At 41.2% G+C, this 20,736-nt stretch carries 17 protein-coding genes and 1 pseudogene; 13 read left to right on the top strand and 5 right to left on the bottom strand.

The genetic code is table 11. The features are described 5' to 3' along the window. Nucleotide 1: 1 nt before the first annotated feature. From AL038_RS01450 to AL038_RS01440, 3 genes are all read left to right on the top strand, one after another. Nucleotides 2-706 carry a M48 family metallopeptidase gene (locus AL038_RS01450; RefSeq protein WP_062147945.1) on the top strand — a complete coding sequence of 235 codons (705 nt, stop codon included), beginning with the start codon at nt 2-4 and terminating at the stop codon, nt 704-706. Between the two features lie 206 nt (nt 707-912). Beyond that, nucleotides 913-1,119: an AbrB/MazE/SpoVT family DNA-binding domain-containing protein gene (locus AL038_RS01445; protein WP_062147942.1), complete on the top strand. Its 207-nt coding sequence runs from the start codon at nt 913-915 to the stop codon at nt 1,117-1,119. Then, nucleotides 1,116-1,490: a type II toxin-antitoxin system VapC family toxin gene (locus tag AL038_RS01440; protein WP_062147940.1), complete on the top strand. Its 375-nt coding sequence runs from the start codon at nt 1,116-1,118 to the stop codon at nt 1,488-1,490. The genes AL038_RS01445 and AL038_RS01440 overlap by 4 nt, the downstream gene beginning before the upstream one ends. A gap of 218 nt (nt 1,491-1,708) precedes the next feature. Here AL038_RS01440 and AL038_RS01435 read toward each other — a convergent pair whose 3' ends face one another. Beyond that, complete coding sequence (locus AL038_RS01435; protein ID WP_201800119.1) at nt 1,709-2,422, bottom strand: phage integrase N-terminal SAM-like domain-containing protein; 714 nt, start codon at nt 2,420-2,422, stop codon at nt 1,709-1,711. A 749-nt stretch (nt 2,423-3,171) separates the two neighbouring features. Here AL038_RS01435 and AL038_RS01430 point away from each other — a divergent pair. The 3 genes from AL038_RS01430 to AL038_RS18910 all read left to right on the top strand — a co-directional run bounded on the left by AL038_RS01430 (nt 3,172) and on the right by AL038_RS18910 (nt 5,710). Continuing rightward, complete coding sequence (locus tag AL038_RS01430; protein WP_062147937.1) at nt 3,172-4,122, top strand: DNA-methyltransferase; 951 nt, start codon at nt 3,172-3,174, stop codon at nt 4,120-4,122. Next, complete coding sequence (locus tag AL038_RS01425) at nt 4,103-5,086, top strand: HNH endonuclease (RefSeq protein ID WP_062147936.1); 984 nt, start codon at nt 4,103-4,105, stop codon at nt 5,084-5,086. The genes AL038_RS01430 and AL038_RS01425 overlap by 20 nt, the downstream gene beginning before the upstream one ends. Nucleotides 5,087-5,347: 261 nt before the next feature. Beyond that, nucleotides 5,348-5,710, top strand: a complete 363-nt coding sequence (locus tag AL038_RS18910; protein WP_083991387.1) for a transposase — start codon at nt 5,348-5,350, stop codon at nt 5,708-5,710. 110 nt (nt 5,711-5,820) lie between these two features. Here AL038_RS18910 and AL038_RS01415 read toward each other — a convergent pair whose 3' ends face one another. Together AL038_RS01415 and hemE are read right to left on the bottom strand one after the other, a co-directional pair. Next, on the bottom strand, nt 5,821-7,125 hold the full coding sequence (locus AL038_RS01415) for a peptidylprolyl isomerase (protein ID WP_062147933.1): 1,305 nt from the start codon (nt 7,123-7,125) through the stop codon (nt 5,821-5,823). 62 nt (nt 7,126-7,187) lie between these two features. After that, on the bottom strand, nt 7,188-8,258 hold the full coding sequence (gene hemE / locus AL038_RS01410) for a uroporphyrinogen decarboxylase (RefSeq protein WP_062147930.1): 1,071 nt from the start codon (nt 8,256-8,258) through the stop codon (nt 7,188-7,190). Nucleotides 8,259-8,570: 312 nt separating this feature from the next. On the opposite strand from hemE, the gene AL038_RS01405 reads away from it, so the two are divergent. The 5 genes and pseudogenes from AL038_RS01405 (at nt 8,571) to AL038_RS18715 (ending at nt 12,739) form a co-directional block, all read left to right on the top strand. After that, entirely contained in the window at nt 8,571-9,236 is a 666-nt protein-coding gene (locus AL038_RS01405) for a SanA/YdcF family protein (RefSeq protein WP_062147927.1), read from the top strand. Between the two features lie 4 nt (nt 9,237-9,240). Then, nucleotides 9,241-11,001 carry an adenylate/guanylate cyclase domain-containing protein gene (locus AL038_RS01400; protein ID WP_062147925.1) on the top strand — a complete coding sequence of 587 codons (1,761 nt, stop codon included), beginning with the start codon at nt 9,241-9,243 and terminating at the stop codon, nt 10,999-11,001. Between the two features lie 5 nt (nt 11,002-11,006). Continuing rightward, entirely contained in the window at nt 11,007-11,780 is a 774-nt protein-coding gene (locus tag AL038_RS01395) for an ABC transporter ATP-binding protein (RefSeq protein ID WP_062147918.1), read from the top strand. A gap of 167 nt (nt 11,781-11,947) precedes the next feature. Then, nucleotides 11,948-12,085, top strand: a pseudogene (locus tag AL038_RS18720) (winged helix-turn-helix domain-containing protein); the annotation flags it as partial. A gap of 171 nt (nt 12,086-12,256) precedes the next feature. Then, the gene (locus AL038_RS18715; protein WP_272898063.1) at nt 12,257-12,739 is read left to right on the top strand and encodes a restriction endonuclease; all 483 of its coding nucleotides are present in this window, start codon (nt 12,257-12,259) and stop codon (nt 12,737-12,739) included. A 205-nt stretch (nt 12,740-12,944) separates the two neighbouring features. Here AL038_RS18715 and AL038_RS01385 read toward each other — a convergent pair whose 3' ends face one another. Then, complete coding sequence (locus tag AL038_RS01385; protein ID WP_062147915.1) at nt 12,945-13,730, bottom strand: transporter substrate-binding domain-containing protein; 786 nt, start codon at nt 13,728-13,730, stop codon at nt 12,945-12,947. 259 nt (nt 13,731-13,989) lie between these two features. Between AL038_RS01385 and AL038_RS01380 the strand changes: the two genes are divergently transcribed. Further along, nucleotides 13,990-16,893, top strand: a complete 2,904-nt coding sequence (locus AL038_RS01380; RefSeq protein WP_062147912.1) for a HEAT repeat domain-containing protein — start codon at nt 13,990-13,992, stop codon at nt 16,891-16,893. A gap of 20 nt (nt 16,894-16,913) precedes the next feature. Here the strand turns inward: AL038_RS01380 and AL038_RS01375 are convergent, their stop codons facing one another. After that, complete coding sequence (locus AL038_RS01375) at nt 16,914-20,207, bottom strand: ATP-binding protein (RefSeq protein ID WP_062147909.1); 3,294 nt, start codon at nt 20,205-20,207, stop codon at nt 16,914-16,916. 325 nt (nt 20,208-20,532) lie between these two features. On the opposite strand from AL038_RS01375, the gene AL038_RS18710 reads away from it, so the two are divergent. Next, nucleotides 20,533-20,661, top strand: a complete 129-nt coding sequence (locus tag AL038_RS18710) for a hypothetical protein (protein WP_272898034.1) — start codon at nt 20,533-20,535, stop codon at nt 20,659-20,661. The last annotated feature ends 75 nt before the right edge of the window (nt 20,662-20,736 follow it).

Raw genomic sequence — 20,736 nt, 5'->3', positions numbered from 1 at the left:
GATGAGACTGAACGATTTAGAGATAGAAGTGATTCAAAAAGACATCAAAAACGTACATTTAAGCGTCTATCCACCCAACGGCAGGGTTAAAGTTGCCGCGCCTGAAACCATGTCGCTGGAAATAATCCGAGCTTTTGTCATTTCCAAACTGGCTTGGATTAAAAAACAACAACAAAAATTCCGCGCCCAAGAACGCGAGTCGCCCAGAGAATACCTTGAACGCGAGAGTCATTATTTTTGGGGAAAAAGATATTTACTAAAAGTCGTTGAACAAAATGCCGTGCCAATGGTGCGCTTAAATCATTCAGCCATTGTGCTGCAAGTGAAACCCAACACGGATGCAAGCAAAAGAGGGCGTATTTTAGAGGACTGGTATCGCGCCCAACTCAAAGCGGCTTTATTGCCCCTATTCCAAGACTGGGAAGCAAAAATTGGTGTCACCGCAACCCGCGTGATAGTGCAAAAAATGAAAACCCAATGGGGAAGCTGCACCCCAGCATCGGGTATCATCCGCATTAACCTTGAATTAGTCAAAAAACCCCGTGATTGTCTGGAATATATTATCGTGCATGAACTCGTCCACCTGCTTGAGCCAAGCCATAATCGGCGTTTTAGCGCATTGATGAATCACTATTTGCCAAAATGGAAATCACTGCGAGAGGAATTAAATAGATTGCCAGTTAGGCATGAGATTTGGGATTACTGATTGAATCAATGTAATTAAAACCAAACTTAAGTCAGCGTGTATAAGCGAAGCGTCATACACCTTTGAGCCTTAAACTCGTAAGTCGTATATGTAAGGCGGCGGGTTTTGCAAATCCGTCCCTTACGTTTCTTTTGGTCACGGGAAATGGGAATGTGTTTTCCGGTTCGGGAAGTATAAACGTCGATAAAAAATAAAGGAGCAAAACCATGCAAACCGTCACTGTATCACCTAAATTCCAAGTCATTATTCCCGCAGACATCCGCCGTAACTTGAACTTACAGGTAGGTCAGAAAATGCAAATTGTCCAATGCGGCGAACGCATCGAATTGCTTCCGGTCAAACCCGTGAAAACCATGCGGGGATTTCTGCGCGGCATTGATACCGATGTGCCGCGCGAGGCGGATCGCGTATGAACGTGGTTGATTCCTCCGCCTGGCTGGAATATTTCGCTGACGGGTCGAACGCGGATTTTTTCAGTGCTGCGGTCGAAAATACGGAAGACCTCGTTGTCCCGGTCATCACGCTGTACGAAGTGTTCAAGCGCGTTTTACAGCAACGCGATGAAAATGCAGCCATGCAGGCCGTGGCCTTGATGCAGCAGGGACAGGTGGTCGAACTCAGCGCCGCATTGGCATTGAGTGCGGCGCAGTTATCTCATGAACTCAAACTGCCGATGGCGGACAGCTTGATACTGGCAACCGCACGCCGGTACGGTGCGACTTTATGGACGCAGGACAATGATTTCGAGGGGATTGAAGGTGTGCGGTATATTACCAAGGGGTAGCAAACATGACGGATAAACACGTCAATCAACAAGTCCAAGGGTTAAGACGGAATTGCTGCAACAGCAGGCAGAATGGCTTAGTGAGTTTGGAGCGTTACAGGAGGACGCATGTTTTATGCCTGCTTAAGTTAGTGCCATTAGGTAGCGTCCCCTTTTTCACAAATCATCCAACGGACTCACCACCCCCTCGCCGCCCTGTTGCAAAATATGCGTATAAATCATCGTCGTTTGCACATCCTTATGCCCCAGCAACGACTGAATCGTGATTCCCGCGCCGCATTCGGATACTTGCGCTCCAGCGCATAGGGCAAATACACCGGGCCCAAGCCCGCCGCCAAATCCTGTTCATGCAGCAATTTGACTCGCTCCAAGTGGTTGTTCAACAGTGCTTCTAAATTGGCGGGAAAGGGCGTAACGCGGTCTTTCTCGCCCTTGCCGTTGCGCACCGTGATTTGCTTGTAGCCATAGTCGATGTCCTGCACCCGTAGCCGTACCGCCTCGGTAATCCGCAGGCCGCTGCCATACAACAACTTCACAATCAACCCCGCCGTCCCCTCCACAAACGCCAACACTCGCTTGACCTCCTCCCGCGTCAACACTTCCGGTATACGCGGCTCCTTGCGCGAGCGTGCCGCTTCGACATTTTCCAATGGTCGCTCTAACACCCGCTTATACAAAAATACCAGCGCATTAAACGCCTGATTCTGCGTTGCAGCCGCCACATTCGCCTGCACCGCCAGATAAGTCAGATAATCCTCGACTTTTTTCTCCGGCTCAACAAATAAAGTCTCCCGCGCCTGCATGTGATGAAAGCGCACAAAACGCGCAATCCAATCACAATACGCCCGTTCAGTATGAATGGAATAATGTAAACGTCGCATCAAATCGCGGGTTTCTGAAAGTAGTGTTTTATCTGATTGAGTTGTTGACATAGTACAAAGGCAGTGATAGCATCCTAGAGAATATCCTGTTAATTATGCGTGATTGCTTGTTTAATATCAAATTATCAGGTTAAGTTGGCAGGATAAATCGGATAACAGGTAAGTATGCCTGAATTTTACGCCAATACCCCGTGTTATCGGGGCAAAAATGCAGGGCAATGGGTATCAGGTCAAGCTTGCCTGATTTATCTTTTAATATCGGAGAGTATCAGGTCAGATTGACTTGATACTAATAAGTTATAGCAGGCTGTTCGGTTGCAGTTTCTGGCGCATCCGGTTTTTGGCCTGTTTCTGCGGCCATGCGGTGTTTCGGGCGCTTTGTTTCCGGTATCCGGTATAACTTGGTGCTCAACCCGACGCTGCGCCGTCGGACTTTTTTGGCTTTTCAGGCTGGCTCCGTGCAGGCGCAGCGCGGGTTAGCTTAGGCGTTATAAATGGCTAGGAAAACCGGCTTTTTGACTGGCTCGGACTTCGTGTTGGTTTTGGCATCCGTGTTTCAGACTTCGCGGTTTTGGGCTTGACGGTGTTTCCGGCTTCGCGTTTCTGGCATCTTTTATAACTTGGCACTCAAGGCCGACCACCCGCCGTCGGGCTTTTTTGGTTTTGTTTTGGGTTAAGTGGCGGCGGGTGTCGGCTTAGCTTGGCGTTATGCGTTGTAACTGAGCATGGGTACGCCGACAACACAGAAGGGCGGTTACAAAATTGAACGCTGATGTATCTATCGTGAGAAAATACACCCCATGAAAACACAAGCACTAAAGTTGTATTACAAGACCCCGCTAGGCCAAGCATATCTAGGGGACAGTCTCGCGTTTTTGCCGCAAGTTGCTAGTGAATCAGTTGATTTAATTCTTACGTCGCCTCCGTTCGCATTGAAACGAAAGAAAGAATACGGGAACGAGGACGAAGATAAATATGTTGATTGGTTTATGGGCTTCGCGGGGCAGTTACACCGCATCCTTAAGCCTGAAGGCTCATTTGTACTAGATTTAGGCGGAGCCTATATGCCCGGCTTTCCTGTTCGCAGCATCTACCAGTTTGAACTGTTAGTGAGATTGGTCAAAGAAGCGGGCTTCTATCTTGCTCAAGAGTTCTACCATTACAACCCCGCACGACTTCCTGCACCCGCTGAATGGGTGAATGTTCGGCGCATCCGAGTAAAAGACAGTGTGAATGTTGTTTGGTGGTTATCAAAATCACAAAACCCAAAAGCCGATAACCGCAAGGTGTTGAAGCCCTACAGCGACAGCATGAAGAGCTTATTAAAAAACGGCTATACCGCAAAACTACGACCAAGCGGGCATGATATTTCGGACAAATTCAGCCGTGATAATGGTGGGGCGATTCCACCAAATTTGCTTGAACTCGCAAACACTGACAGTAACAGCGCGTATCAAAAAAAGTGCAGGGCAGCGGGATTAAAAGTACATCCAGCCCGCTTCCCTGCGGGTTTTGCGGATTTTTTTATCAAGTTTCTTACCGACGAAGGTGATCTGGTGTTTGATTTATTTGCCGGGTCCAATACTACAGGGCTTGTTGCCGAAACTCTTGGGCGGCGCTGGCTTGCGTCGGAGCTTTCTGAAGAATACTTGGAAGGGAGCGCGTTTCGATTTGATTCCTTCGAGCTTGAACACATGGTTTCTGTAAAGAAGAAAATACTGGTTGCCAATAGTGTCAACACTCAAGCCTAAGCAACTATTTGAACAGGTCTTGCGCGCCGTTGATGAAAGCGGATGGCAAGCCCTTATTCTCGACTCTCGAAAACCGTTTTGTCTACGCCTATTCCGTGGAGATGAAAAAGGGTTTGATGTTCGCGTTTATCTCTGGAATTGCACGCACGGTGGGGGTGCCGCGCGTGCGAAAGATGAATACCGCGTACAGCTTACTGGGGTGGTGCCTAGCGCAGTAGCTGGTGAAGTCACGCTCTTGCTTGGGTGGCATTCTGACTATGAAGTATTCGTAGGCTTCGACATAAAGAAACATGACGGTCAAGCCTCACAATCCCCGTCAATTCAGGTGAAGGAAAAAACCTTACAAAACGCGCATACTCGCGCCTTCGCTATTTATCATCGCCAGAATGGTGAAATAGCAGTCGCATTTCGCCCCGAATTTCTAGCAGAATACGCATTGAATTCAGCATCTCTGCATCTTACGGGTAAGGCTGCCGCTGATATGTCACTGCTGAATAACTTAGACACTTTGACTGAATCGCAAATTGTGGCAGTGCAGAGTCAAGAACGACAAATTGTGTTGTCTCAGATCGCTCGTAAATTCCGAGCAACCGATTTTCGGAAACGGGTTCTTGGTGCTTATGAGCATCGTTGTGCCATCTGCGGAGTTCAGTTAGAACTTATTGACGCCGCCCACATTATTCCAGTTGCGGCACCTACAAGCACCGATGAAACAAAGAATGGAATTGCACTGTGCAAGCTACATCATACGGCCTTTGACCGTAATTTAATTTCCTTTAACGAACGATACGAAATCGAAGTAAGTGATTCTGAAGTATCCCGCTTAACTGCTACAAATCTTGTGGGTGGGCTGAAAGAATTTAAGCAGCATCTGCGAACCGCAATAATTCTACCTAATGATCAGTGTGACTACCCGCCGCCACAGTACATTGCAGAAGCCCGAAAGGTGCGTAGTTGGGCGTAGCCAAAACGCGTAACAAATCGTTCCAGCGGACGCGCAAAAAGCCGCGCGCCGCTGAACTCAAACGTTAGCCACTTAAATTGAAATGCTGCTTTAGGCTTATGAAAAAGATAGGGATAATTGGCGGTTTAGGTGTAGAAACTGGCTGTATATTTTATACATCTATCAATAATAAAATTTATAGACTACACAAAATTCAGCCAGAAATAATCATCGGTAAAGGGGACGCTACCCTTTTCTAGGCAATTCTTGTAAACCCCCTCCATGCCAAGACTCGCACGCACCGTTTTTGCGGGCATTTCCCATCACATCACCCAGCGTGGCAACCGTCGGGAGAATGTGTTTTTCGCGGAAGAAAACCGCCAAATCTACCTCGAATGGCTGGAGGAATACTGCCGCCGCCATGAAGTCGAGATACTCGCCTATTGTCTAATGACCAACCACATTCACCTTGTCGCCGTTCCCGCGCAGGACGACGGTTTGCAGTGTGCGTTGAAACCCTTGCACATGCGCTATGCCCAACACATCAACCGACAACGGAAGTGGTCGGGGCATCTGTGGAGGCGTTTATCAAGCAATTGGAGCAATTTGCTGGGCGAGTTTTGCGATTTCGTTTGGACGGCCTAGAAAAGGGTAGCGTCCTCTTATTCTTCCCTTATTCTTACTTATAAAAAAAGCCGACAATATTGTAAAAATTGTCAGCCTTGTTTAAAAATCACGCTATTTTTGCGTTGGACTTAGCTTTTTTCTGCAACACCATCAGCTAGGCGGTATTCGACGTAGGCTTCATCGCGCAGTTGACGCAACCATGTTTGTAATTCCTCGCCAATTTTTCGTTGACGAATTTGTTCTGTGGCTTTCATTCGTGAGGCTTGTTCGGTGTTATCTTGTTGACGGCGTTCTAATACTTCAACGATATGCCAACCAAATGCGGTTTTAAAAGGCTCACTGATTTTATCCGTGGGTAAGCGCGTTACCATTTGTTCAAATTCTGGCACCATGTCACCGGGATTAATCCAGTCTAATTCACCGCCATTGCTGGCTGAGGAGTAATCTTCGGAGTAGGCTTTGGCTAAATCTGCAAATTTTTCACCGCGTTCAATCCGTTCTTTAATCCCTTCTAAACGGGCTTGGGCTTCAAAATCGGATACTACTTCACTGGTTTTAATCAGTATGTGACGGGCGCGACTTTGTGTAACGATGTTTTGTGCAGATTGTCCCCGTTTATCAACTAATTTAATGATGTGAAAACCACTAGAATTGCGAATTAAGTTGCTGACTTCACCTGTTTGTAACTGGCTGAGTGCGTCGGCAAAAATATTGGGGATTTCGCCCAGTCGTCGCCAGCCTAAATCGCCACCTTCTAAGGCTTGGGGGCTGTCTGACATTGCAACAGCGGTTTTTTGAAAGTCTGCACCTGCCTGTAGTTGTGCAAGAATTTCTTCTGCCCGTTTTTGTTTGGTTGCAATGGCTTCTGGAGAGGCTGCTTCTGGCACTGCAATAAGGATGTGAAAAATACGGAATTCGGTTGCGGATTTGCTGGTGTCTTGTTTGGCTTGCGCCATTAAAAACGCATCAATTTCACGCGGGGAAACATTAATTTTATTGATGACTTGGCGTTGTTGTAGCCGTTGAATAATCATGCGATTACGAATATCTTCACGAAATTGATTAAACCCTAATCCTTCTTGTTCTAATACTGTTCGCATTTTTTGTAAATCTAGGTTGTTTTGTGCAGCAACTTTGCGCATGGTTTCATTTAGCGCGTTATCATCTACATTGATGCCTGTCCGCGCGGCAAATTGGAGTTGAATTTTCCCCATGATGAGACTTTCTAATACTTGCCGTTCTAGTTCTTGGCGTGACGGGGCTTGGATTTTTTGTTCTGTGAGTTTTGCTTCTGTGGTACGGACTTCATCTTGTAAGGCGACGGAAGTAATTACTTCGTCATTAACGACAGCCACAATATAGTCCAGTAGTTGGGTTTCAGCTTGCACGCTTAGGCTATAACAAAGTAGCAACCCTGCAAATAATTTTTTCATTGTTGTCCTCAAAAGAATGAGATGTTGTTCATTTTAGCCGTATTTAAATGGGTATTTTTTGGTTAAGCAATATGATAGGCAGGGCTTAACTCATTGACTGCTTGAATAAATGCGCTGACATTTTCGGTATTTATTTGGGGGTGTATGCCATGCCCTAAATTAAAAATATGTCCTGTACCGTTACCATAACTGGCTAAAATATCAGCAACTTCTTCACGAATACGTGCGGGGGATGCGTAGAGTACGCAAGGGTCCATATTGCCTTGTAATGCGACTTGTTGACCTATGCGTTGGCGAGCGTGTCCTATCGGTAATTGCCAGTCTAAACCAACTGCATCACAGCCTGTTGCGGCAATTTGTTCTAACCATTCGTTCCCGCCTTTGGTAAAAAGAATAATCGGGATACGTTGTCCGTTGTGTTCTCGTTGTAAGCCTGTAACGATTTGTTGCATGTATTGTAAGGAAAAAGCCTCATAATCACGTGTCGTTAATACACCGCCCCAAGTGTCAAATATCATAACAGCTTGCGCACCTGCTGCAATTTGGGCATTTAGGTAGAGAATAACGGATTGGGCAAGTTTATTAAGTAGTAAGTGTAAACTGTGGGGTTGGTCGAATAATAACCCTTTAATATAGCGGAATGTTTTGGTAGAACCCCCTTCTACCATGTAGGTAGCAAGTGTCCAAGGACTGCCTGAAAAACCAATGAGTGGCACGCGCCCATTCAGTTCTTGACGAATCAGTGCAACCGCATCAATTACATAGCGTAAATCTTGATGGGGGTCAGGAATGCCCAATGCTTCAATGGCGGCATGGTTACGCAATGGATGATTAAAAACAGGGCCTTCCCCCTCGCTGAAATACAAGCCGAGTCCCATTGCATCTGGAATTGTTAAAATATCCGAGAATAAAATGGCTGCATCCAGTGGATAACGGTCTAGGGGTTGTAACGTGACTTCGCACGCAAGTTCTGGCGTTTTACACAGGGTCATAAAATCGCCTGCTTTGGCGCGAGTAGCACGATATTCAGGCAGGTAACGCCCTGCTTGTCGCATCATCCAAACAGGCGTTTTATCGACGGGTTGGCGAAGTAGCGCACGTAAAAAACAATCATTTTTTAAAAAAGATGTCATGGAAATCTATGAGCTTGTTTAACAGAAAAGGAACTGTTGATTATAGCTGATTCGAGAAAGGGGCTATATTCTCTACAGCGAATTTCTTTAGCAAATGCTAGATGCGGACGAAAAATTAACAGCAACAGCATAAATACCACGCACTCAAGCGAGATTTTCCGCATTCTTAATAAGTGTATTAAATTGCCTATTCTTAATTTTTCCTTGAAAATACGATTACCTATTCAGATTGCATGATTGTGTAGCTCTTTTATGGTTATATTAAATAAAACATTTTCTCAATTCAGAAAAAATCCGCGTCTTAAGAGATTTATGCAGAAATTATATATTGCCTGCCGCTATAGTTGTCTGGTCGGATTTATCTGTTTAGTTTTTTTAATCTTTAGTGTTGTCAGCGTCTATTATTGGGTGTCACTACAAACCCAAGACCGTGTATATAGTGATATTCAAACCGTTCCTACAAAATCATTAGCCTTATTATTGGGAACAAGTAAATATGTCGCAAATGGGCGAACTAACTTATATTTTCGTTATAGAATTGAGGCAACAGCACAACTCTATCATGCAGGTAAAATTCGACATATTATTGTCAGTGGTGATAATCGAAAAGCTTCTTACAACGAACCCCTAGATATGCAAAAAGCCTTATTAGAAGCGGGGATTCCTGTACAGGCAATTACACTAGATTATGCAGGATTTCGTACACTAGACTCCGTTGTTCGCGCCCACGAGGTTTTTTCGCAAAACGACTTTATTATTGTTTCTCAAGCCTTTCATAATCAACGTGCGTTATTTATCAGTGATTTTTATGGGATTCAAGCCATAGGGTTTAACGCAAAAGATGTTCCGCTATCCCTAGACCCCAAAACCCCTGTACGCGAATATTTAGCGCGCTTTAAAGCCGTACTAGATTTATATATTCTCAACACACAACCCCGTTTTTTAGGGGATAAAATTCATATTGCGCTTGAGCCTTAATTCCATGTTGCGTCTATTTCCCTTTAAATTAACAAGAAAAACACAAAAATTTTTACGGGACGCAATTTATATTTTATTATTTGCAGTTTTATATTATGTCATTAGCGGATTAAGTGTTTTATTAGGCAGCACAACGGGGGAAGTAACCGCTATTTGGCCTGTTGCAGGGTTAAGTTTTGCCGTTTTATTTATTTGGGGCTATCGTTTTCTTATCAGCATTTTACTCGGTGAGCTTAACTTACTATTTTTAGAACCTATAAAACATGAACAACTCTGGATAGCGACAGGGAATGTCATTTCACTTTTTTTGGCTGTTTGGTTTATAAACCGCTACGCCAAAAATAAAGACTTATTTGGACATACGGGCAATGTCATTTATTTTCTATTCTTCGCCGTCTTATTGAGCAGCCTTATCAGTGCTAGTGTGGGTACTGCCAGTTTATATGCGTATGACATTATTGATGCGGGTTCACTACTGGGAAATTGGTGGACATGGTGGCTTGCAGACATTGTTGGCGTGTTGGTTGTCGCCCCCTTAATCGTTACATGGCACCAAGAATGGCATATACACTGGAATAGAGCGCAGCTTATTGAAGCTATTTCACTTTTTCTAAGTTTAAGTTTGACAGCATGGCTCATTTTTGGACAACCGCTCAGTGAGAGCGTGCGCGCCTATCCAATGGCATTTCTCATGATGCCCTTTATTATCTGGGCAATCTTCCGCTTTGGACAACGCGAGACCATGATGGTGATTTTTATGCTCTCCATCATTGCCATTTTTGGCACTATCATGCGAGTTGGCCCGTTTGTGTTACCCTCCGTTTATCAATCACTACTCCTCTTACAAGCCTTTATTGGCGTTATCTGTTTAACAACCCTCTTTTTAATGGCACTTATCAGCGAGCGGACAAAATTAGAAGCCAGCATGTCGCGTTTTGTGCCACACGAATTTTTAAGTTTTCTTAACAAAAAAAGCATCGTAGATGTCAATTTAGGCGACCATACCGAGCGAGAAATGAGCGTATTATTTTCTGATATTCGCGGGTTTACCTCACTCTCCGAAGCCATGACACCCCAACAAAACTTTAATTTCATCAATGCCTATCTCAGTCGGATGGAACCCATTATTAGCGAACATCGGGGGTTTATCGATAAATACATTGGTGATGCTATCATGGCATTGTTTCCAAAAAACGTGGACCATGCCGTGCAAGCCGCCATTGGTATGCTACAAGCCCTTAATGACTATAACGAAACCCGTGGCAGACCGGGCAGACCTAAACTACGCATCGGTATTGGTATTCATACAGGATTACTCATGCTAGGCACGGTTGGCGGACAAAGTCGCATGGATGGAACCGTGATTTCTGACGCGGTTAATCTTGCTTCACGCACCGAAAGCCTGACAAAAACTTACGGCGTTTGTCTTCTCATTACCGAACAAACCTATCAAAAATTAGAAAACCCGAAAAATTATAAAATTCGTTTACTTGATAGAGTTATCGTAAAAGGCAAAACCAATCTTGTTACCCTCTATGAAATTTATGATGCTGATTTACCACTGATGATAGAACTCAAAAATAAAACCCTAACCCAATTTGAACAAGCCTGTTTATCCTATCACCAAGCCAATATTAGCGTTGCAAAACAACTTTTTGAAAATGTATTACTGATTAATCCCCAAGACGATGCAGCAACCGTTTATTTAGAACGCTGTCACGCCCACCTAAGAAACCCCTGTTCAAACAACCCAACGACATCCTAATCCTAATGCCCTTACCTGCTATAGAAATCACCCATCTTTCTACCCAATTTGGCAAAATGGTTATTCATGAGGATGTAAACATGACCATTCAACAACAAGAAATTGTTGCCATTATTGGCGGTAGTGGAACAGGAAAATCGACCATTTTGCGGGAAATTATCCTGTTAGAAAGACCTATTTCAGGATCTATAAAAGTCTTAGGACGCGAAGTATTAGGCTTAAGTGATAGACAAGCCCAATGGCTACGGCGCGAATGTGGCATGATGTTTCAAAATGGCGCGTTATTTAGCTCACTCACCGTTGCAGAAAACGTTGCAATCCCCCTACAAGAACACACACAACTAAGCAAAACCACCATTGCTGAATTAGTTGCCTATAAAATAGCCCTTGTCGGCTTACCACCAACAGCGGGCAATAAATACCCCAGTCAATTAAGCGGTGGCATGATTAAACGCGCGGCTGTTGCACGGGCATTAGCCCTAGACCCTAAAATTCTCTTTTTAGACGAACCAACCGCAGGACTAGACCCCGTTGGTGCGGATTCGTTAGACGATATGATTTTACAATTGCGCGAATTATTAGGACTGACCATTGTCATCGTAACGCACGATTTAGATACTTTATGGAAAGTAACGGATAGAATTGCTGTCCTTGCAGATAAAAAAGTATTAGCCGTTGAACCCATACGCGATTTATTAAAGATTGACCACGCATGGCTGAAAGAGTATTTTCACGGCGTGCGCGGACGAGTTACTGCGTATGCGCATGAACCTGTATAAGTTAAATTTATTAAAACGTAATACACAACTAGGTAAATAAAACCAATATGATTCCCGACTATCAAACATTGATGCTTCCCTTTTTACAACAAATTGCCGATGGACAAGAACATAAATACAGAGACCTTGTAGAGGTATTAGCAACCCAGTTTTAACTCACTGATAATGAAAGAAAAGAATTGCTAACAAGCGGTAATCAACCGATTTTTGATAATCGCGTGAGTTGGACAAAAACTTATTTAAAAAAAGCACAACTGTTAGATTCTCCTAAACGTGCAACGGTCATAATCACACAACAAGGGCTTGATGTACTTGCAAAAAATCCTAGCAAAATTGATAAAAAATATTTAACCCAACTTCCTTCCTTTGTTGAACTTCAAAATAATCAAGATAGTAGTAAAGAGGAACTGCTCAAACAAGATGTTTCTACACAAACACCCGAAGAACATTTAGATATTGCTTATCAGCAAATAAGAATGTCATTGGCAACCGAATTATTAAACAGAATCATTGAACTGTCGCCCGCTTTTTTTGAACGATTAGTCGTCGAACTACTCGTTAAAATGGGCTACGGTGGTTCAATTAAAGATGCGGGAAAAACCATTGGGCGCACTGGTGATGAAGGTATTGACGGCATGATAAAAGAGGACAAGTTAGGGTTGGGAATTATTTATCTCCAAGCCAAACGTTGGCAACCAAACAACACCGTTGGGCGACCAGAATTACAGAAGTTTGTGGGGGCTTTAGCAGGGCAAGGGGCAAAAAAAGGCGTTTTTATCACCACCTCACGCTTTACAAAAGATGCTATTGATTATGTTCCAAAAAATGACACCAGAATTGTGTTAATTGATGGCGAACAACTCGCACAACTCATGATAGATTACAATCTAGGCTGCACAACACAACAAACATATGAACTCAAGAAAATTGACAGTGATTATTTTGATGAGGCGTGGTAGGTAACACGGATAACATCGCATGAATTGCTTGGTGTTATCCGTTTTAAAAATGTTGGGGTCAGCACTTTCAGGATTATCAGAATTAAAAGACAAGAAAGATAATGCTTTTAAATTCTGATAATACTTAAAATTTAATGAATTTTGATGCAGACAGATAGAGACAATAAACCCGTTATAAACGAATTTATTGTTACTTTTCAAAAATCTAATAAATGCTAAATGGAAAATAATTAGCGTTCATTTTCTCATACGTTCCATCGCGTAATATATCCGCTAAAGCAGCGTTAAATTGTTTTACCAATGCACTGTCTTCTTTACGAAATGCAATACCGATTTTATCGCCAAAATCAATAAATTCATCCGTAAACGCATAATCCTTCGCTTGTGCAGTTTTTAACCACGCATAACCAAGTAATTTATCGGTTAATACCGCATCTACTTCTTTGTTTAACAAGCTATTCCAAGCATCATTCTGGGTTTCAAACTGTTTTACCTGTAACACGCCAAAATTAGCGGCGGCTTCTAAATATCGCGTACTAACGGTTCCTTTTTGTACAGCAATTATTTTCCCTTTTAATTCCTTGTTATAATGAATATTGCTAGCGACAGGTACAATAAAGGCCAGACGGTTTGACTGATAAGGGTCGCTAAAAGCTAAGAACAATTGACGGTCTGCTGTAATCGACATGCTATTTACAATCACATCATATTGTTTTGTTAATAATCCAGAAACGATTTTATCCCAATTCTGCGTAGTCATTGTGCATTTTATCTTCACACGGTCACACAATGTATTTATCAAATCAATATCAAAACCAACGATTTCCCCTTTCTCATTGCGCATATTAAAGGGGGGATAACTCGCTTCTGTTACCACAACAAGATGTTCACGAACAACAGGGGCAGGAGGCACTGAAATGAACGTTTGATATAAACCAACACCCCCAATAATAATAAGTAATACAATGATTATTTTGTAAATAGTTTTCATAATAAGGCTCAGTGTAAAAAGTAGAAAAATGAAAAACTTTAATCCTAACGGGTATAACTTGGTAAAATTGACGGCAGTGCTAAACAATGTCAGATAAAGATAAGAATTGTTTAAATCAGATAATTGTGGATTAGCTTACATTTTCAATCTGTTATACATCCATGCTACTTAATTAAAAAATGCTGAGCCATTCTGATGTATTTAGAACAATCAAATTTACCTTGTCATTCTTTTTTTACTAAATGGGTTACACATATCCATGCTTAAAAACTCATTGGCAAATGCGTTAAATATTCGGGGAGGTGAAGGCTTGCCCTTGATGTTGCTATTGGTGCATTCCTTTTTTAAAGGCATTTCAACCGTTTTTTTTGAAACAACAGCCAATACCCTTTTTTTAAAAGAATTTGACTCTCAATATTTGCCTTATGTTTATATGGCAACAGCCGTGTTGTCTATTTCTTTCGGTATCATCTACTCCAAATTAGAAGCACAGCTTTCACCTGATAAATTATTAACTTATACAATTAGTCTTTTATGGGTGATGCTATTATTTTTCTATTTATCCCTGTCCTTATTTGGAGAAATACAAGCTGTCGCGCCCTTTTTTGCCATCACAATGATGATATGGAAAGGCGTGCATTGGATATTGCTCACCTTAGAATTTTGGGCATTAGCGGGACTCATGTTTAATGTGCGACAAGGGAAACGTCTATTCGGACTCACTTCTACAGGGGATATTATCGCCATCATCCTTGGCGGTGCATCAGTTTCTTTTCTTGTCAAATGGATAGGAACAACGAATTTACTCTTAATTTCCCTCATTGGCGTTACAGGTTCATTATTGATTTTGCGCTATATTACCCATGTTTTTCCTAAGAATTTTATTATAACGGTGGAAAAAGATAATAATGGCGAAGAAATATCACGTAAACCCCTCAGTGAGTTAATTAAAGAACCTTATGTAATCCTATTTTTTATTATTTCTGCCATTTCATCAATGGGTTATTACTTCGTTGATTTTATTTTTTATGACACGGTTGGCGCGCATTACACCCACGAAGAAGAATTGGCAGGTTTCTTTGGTTTATTCTTCGCCTTACTCGGATTTATAAACTTTATTAGCAGTGCATTACTATCAGGGCGATTACTCACTCGTTACGGTTTAACCGTCGGTTTATTATCTTTGCCCGTTATTGTATTCATCACAACGGGTTTATCCGTGTCAGTTGGGATATTAAATGGCACAGTGGGTGCGTTTTTATGGCTTGTTACCCTAATGAAATTATTTGACGAAGTCTTACGCACCGCCTTTGAATCCCCTACTTTTCGCATTCTCTATCAACCCTTTCCCGTTGCAGAACGCCTGCGTATTCAAGGCGTGCGAGAATCCATTGTTGAACCGACGGCAGTAGGGGTTGCAGGGATTTTATTATTAGTGTGTAACCTCGTTTTTCAACTGTCTGCACTACATCTTGCCATGCTGTTTTTAATACCACTCAGTGCATGGATTTTAGTCGCGTTTTTATTACGTAAAAATTACACTAAAGTATTAATGAATGCACTGAGTAATCGTAAACTCAATGGCTTATCCTTATCTTTAGAAGATGGTTCAAGTGTTGCGGTGTTACAAAAAGGGCTAGAAAGTCCTTTAGCGGGTGAAGTTATTTACTGCTTAAATACTTTAGAAGAGATGGAACATAATAATATAAATAGCTTTTTTATCAAGCTATTAGAGCATTCACAAGCGGAAGTACGTATTCACGCCCTGCGAAAAATTGAACAGTACAACGTAACGGAAGCCGTTAAAATAGTAAATCAACATTTGTTAATAGAAACCAATGCAACCGCCTTAGGCACAGCTATTCGCACTTTTTGCGCTATTAGCGATGCAGAAGCCTTTGAACACGTTGCAACTTATACCAATGTGAGTAATCCAAATATTAAAAAAGGCGCGATTGTCGGATTACTCAAAAATGGGGGAATTGATGGCGTACTTGCCGCAGGTGAAACCTTGAATGCACTCCTTATTTCACCCCATGCACATGAACGTTGTTTAGCGGCTGATATTTTAGGCGATGTTGGCATTACTAGTTTTTATCGCCCGCTTATCAAATTATTACACGATAATGATGTTTGTGTCCGTCGTGCAGCCCTATCTGCCTGTAGTAAATTAAAAAATCCTAAACTTTTACCGCTGGTATTAGAAAATCTTTCTCACACAGATGTTCGTGAGACAGCCGCCGCGACACTCGTTGCATTTGGTGATGCGGCATTACCTGTGTTAGAACAAGGATTACACCGGCAAGAAAATAATTATCCAATTCAAATTAGACTATTAAAAGTTTGCGCCCGTATCGGTAGTCACGCAACAATAACCTTATTAAAATCATTGCTCCAGTCTCCGCCACGTCGGGAAGTATATTGCCAGTTGTTAAAATCATTGGTTGCTTCTGGTTATCGGGTACAAACGGCGAGCGAGGAAAAACAAATTGAACACTTTATCGAGCGGGAAGTACGACAAATTACGTTATGGTTAGCCAGTATTCAAGACATGGGCATAGACAGCATAACGGCATTATTGGTGCAAAGTCTGCACAACGAGATTCAAAAAAGCCAAGAGCTTATTTTTTTCCTCCTCGCTTTTTTACATCCTGCAAAATCCATTTTTCAAGCGCAACGGGAATTACTTGATGACTCTACCGAAAAACGGGCCTACGCTTTAGAAGCCTTAGATAATATTATCAGCCATGATATTAAAATCCTTATTTTTCCGTTATTAGACAATCTCAGTCCTGCCCAACGCCTTGCCCGTTTAACAACATTATTTCCTCAAACACGTAAAAACCGCGAAACACGGTTGCGTGAAATGTTAGACAGTACCTACGTTTCTACAACCGCATGGACAAAAGCCTGCACGCTTTTTGTGGTTGGCAAATCGCCCAGCACAACGTTACAAGCGGCTGTTTTAACTGTGTTAGAACAAGCAACTGACCCCTTAGTTCGTGAAACCGCTATTTGGGCATTAGCACACTTAAAACCTGCTGATTTACAGGTAAAATTAAGACCTTATATGAAAGATACATCACCGCATATTATTGAATTAATTCAAAGTTTGTTACATCCTGAATTATCTATTTCGCTTACGCATTCTTCACCGATTTAACAAATCAGACGAGAAACAAGCTATTTTTCGCGTAATTCTTCTACACCTTCCCAATCATCAGGAATACCTTCAGTTTTATAATAATGACAACGGTCTAAGTAGAATCCTGCAACTTTATCCGCAGGATTTAACGTTGCAATATGTTCAAATAATTGCGCCGACTCGATAAAAGATTTATCAAAAAAGTATTGAATCGCCTTGTCAAATTTATCCGTACACATAATTTTTAATTGTCGAGTGGTCGCGTCAGGTTCGGCATCTAACACTTCAATGACTTGTACGGGTTCACGTTTACCTTTGACACGCAATTTACCAACAAACCGATAATGATGATTTTCAGGATGTTCCAAACTGTCTAACAGTTGTTTACTGATGGCTAGCGATATATTGTAAATCCGCGTTAATCCCTCCATCCGCGAGGCAAGATTGACCGCATCAGAAATAACCGTCCCTTCCATGCGTTTTTCCTCGCCAATTGTTCCCAGCATCAAATTGCCGATGTGAATACCAATACCAATGCGGATAATCGGTCTGCCCGGTCTGCCGCGTGTCAGATTATATTTTGCCAATGCCGCTAACATACTAATTGCCGCTTGTAGGGCATCGTCTGCCTTATCGGGGAATAAAGCCATTACGGTATCACCAATATATTTATCAATAAAACCATTATATTGGCGTATAACAGGACTGACTTGTTGTAGGTAAGCATTGAGAAAACTAAAGTTATCTTGTGGACTCATCGCCTCAGACAGACTGGTAAAAGAACGAATATCCGCAAACAAAACAGACATCCGTTTCTGTACGTGGTCACCCAGTCGCACCTCTATGATGCTGTCTTTTTCTAGTAACTTAAGGAATTCTAAAGGAACAAAATGGCTATAAGCAATATTAATACGCGCAAGATTAATGTGGGTTTTAATACGACTGAGCAATTCTACTTTTGAAAAAGGCTTGGTAATATAGTCGTTTGCACCCACTTCTAACCCTTCTACAAGGTCATTTTCTTGGCTGCGGGCGGTCAACATGATAACGGGCAATTGTGTGGCGGGGTATTGCGTCCGAATAATGCGACAAACGTCAAAACCTGACATTCTAGGCATCATAATATCCAGTAATACTAGCGTAAATTCCTCGCCCGCCCATAGGTGGTCTAAAGCCTCATGTCCATCCATTGCCCTGACGGTTTGATAATTGGCTAAAGCCAGTTGATTTTCTAATACTTTTAAATTAACAGGGTCATCATCAACAACTAAAATGCGGAATGGTTTATTAGAACTGGCATTATTAGTTTCTGCCGCGAGTGTGGCGGGCAATGGCAGGTTAATCGCTTGATTTTCTGCTAATAATAGTTCAAACGGTTGTGGTAATAATTTTTCACTTTGTTCTGTCAACACAACGGGGATTGGGGCTTCAAATAAAATACGTTCCCGACTGGTTGCTGGTAGGGTAAAACTAAAGCGACTGCCTTTACTCACGGTGGATTGTAGCCGAACTTCTCCCCCATGTAATTCAACCAGTTTTTTAGTAATAGATAATCCTAACCCCGCACCGCCGTATTCTCTGGAAATAGACGTATCGGCTTGTTCAAATGCGTTGAAAATATGCTCGATTTTATTTTCTGGAATACCAATACCTGTATCCGCAACAGAAATCATTAAAAATCTATCATTAAATGAACTGCTAAATATTTCTATTCGTCCAAATTCAGTAAATTTAATCGCATTCGTGACCAAATTCAGCAAAATTTGTTGTAATCGCTCTTCATCTGCCATGGCTAAAATATCATCTGCAATGTGGTTAATCAGCGTGATATTTTTTTGACCAACTAAGGGACGCGCAATATTTAAGACAATATCCGTTACGATACGAATATCTACAGGCTTAAGATTTAATACCAATTCACGATGTTTAAGTTGTGCAAAATCAAGTAAATCATTGACTAAACTAGAAAGACGTTTACCACTCAGCGCAATGAGTAATAAGTTATGACGTGCGTCATCGGTTAATGTGCCTGATACGCCATCAAGCATAGATTCCGTAATACCGATGATTCCATTGATAGGTGTACGCAATTCATGTGAGGTATTAGATAAAAATTCATCTTTCATCTTATCTAATTTTTGTAATTCTGTATTCTGTTGTTTTATTTGGTTAATAAAGACTAACATGCTATTAACCATTAAAGTAATGCTATCTTTAAGTATTTTTAATTCATTATTCGCTTTTATGGTAATAAGATGTTCTAAGTTTCCTAGCGCAATAATATTGATACTATTGATAATTTCCTTAATTGGATGGGTAATATAATTAGCAATGAGATAAGTAAAAATAATGCTAAGAATAATACTGCTAATGATTAATATATAATAAATATTATTTAGTTGTTCAAGGCTATCATCAATAATTTTACGATTATGTGTTATTTCTATAATTTTACTGTTATCAGCTAACAAAACGTTTTGTTCATCACTTAAATTAACGAATAAATAATGCCTATTTTTATAATTTTCTTGTTCAAGCAAATATTGCGGTGGTGTCCGTGTTTGTGTCATCAACGCAATGATTTTTTTAGTTTTACTATCTAAGGGAGTCTCATCATTAAGTAAAGATTCATATAAGTTAAAAATACGAATTGACTGAATAGTGTTATTCAACAAACGGAGTCGACTTGTTACCTTAGATATATCAAAAGTATCAATAATATGCGGATATTTTTGCGTACTGGCATAAATGCCCAAAAACTGATGGTTAAGGGTAGGATAATAAGCTAATTTTCCCACTCGTTGACGGTTATAATCATAAATAGGGCGGCTATATAAAGGCGTTTGCTGACGATAGGCGGTTTTTAACATCTCTAATAAAGCAGGCAAGCGTTGATAGTCTGCCCCTAATAACCGTAAATGACTGCTATGCGTTACGATGCCTTGTTCATTAACGATAAAAAAATCATTTTCCTCACCAAATTGTTTTTTTAAACTATTCCAATCAATTTTATCTGCATCACCATCTTGTTGATTAAAAGCTGTTTCTAATAAAGGAATATACGTTTGAATTTGTTCTGTTAAAACATCATCGACAACTTTTTGATTAATAGTTAATAAACGGACGGCATTGCTGACATTGTTTTCAGCTTGTTGTTGTAAATGGCTATACATTTGTTCTAAATAGCTTTTTGTTTCCAGAAAGTGTATTGTTGACACGAGAAACAAAAGGACTAATACCATCCCTAAAAATGCACCCGTTAGGCTGTAACGCAAGGGAATATAAAAAGGTGTGTTAGCTTGTGTATTCTGAAAAAGACTTGTCAATGCCATATTTTTTCTCATTATGAAAACAACTAAACCTATATTATTCCAATAATTCAGTATAATAGCACGTTTACCCTAAAATAGGCTTATCAATGGATAACCTTGATGAATGCTTATAATGTGCCATGCTTGTCATAATGAGGAATAACAAGAGACTAATCCTTGCGGAAAATGTTTTTAAACCATTTATTACAAATGAAATAGTAGTTTTTTTGTAATTCAAAAATAATGCCTAATTGAATAAATAACTAATCTGATAGTTAATAGACTAAATCATAGATATCTATGGTTAATTCATTTTTTAAGATAACGGAGAGCGGGGGGTAAATGAATGATGGAAGTATCCATGCTAGTGATGTCAGGTACGACGTTGAATGTCAGTTTCAAGGGTGTTGGTACAAATGCGGTTAAGAGTATCACTACACGGGTTTTGACGGAAATTGAAGTTGCTAACCAATAGAAATGGTTACATTAAGACATTAAATTTAATAAAGCTGTGTAGAAAACCTCGATTTAACTCGGGGTTTTTTATGAT

Source organism: Beggiatoa leptomitoformis (assembly GCF_001305575.3).
GTDB classification, from domain to species: Bacteria; Pseudomonadota; Gammaproteobacteria; order Beggiatoales; family Beggiatoaceae; genus Beggiatoa; species Beggiatoa leptomitoformis.
The sequence above is the reverse complement of the archived record's forward strand: the minus strand, read 5'-3'. Positions and strand labels throughout refer to the sequence as shown.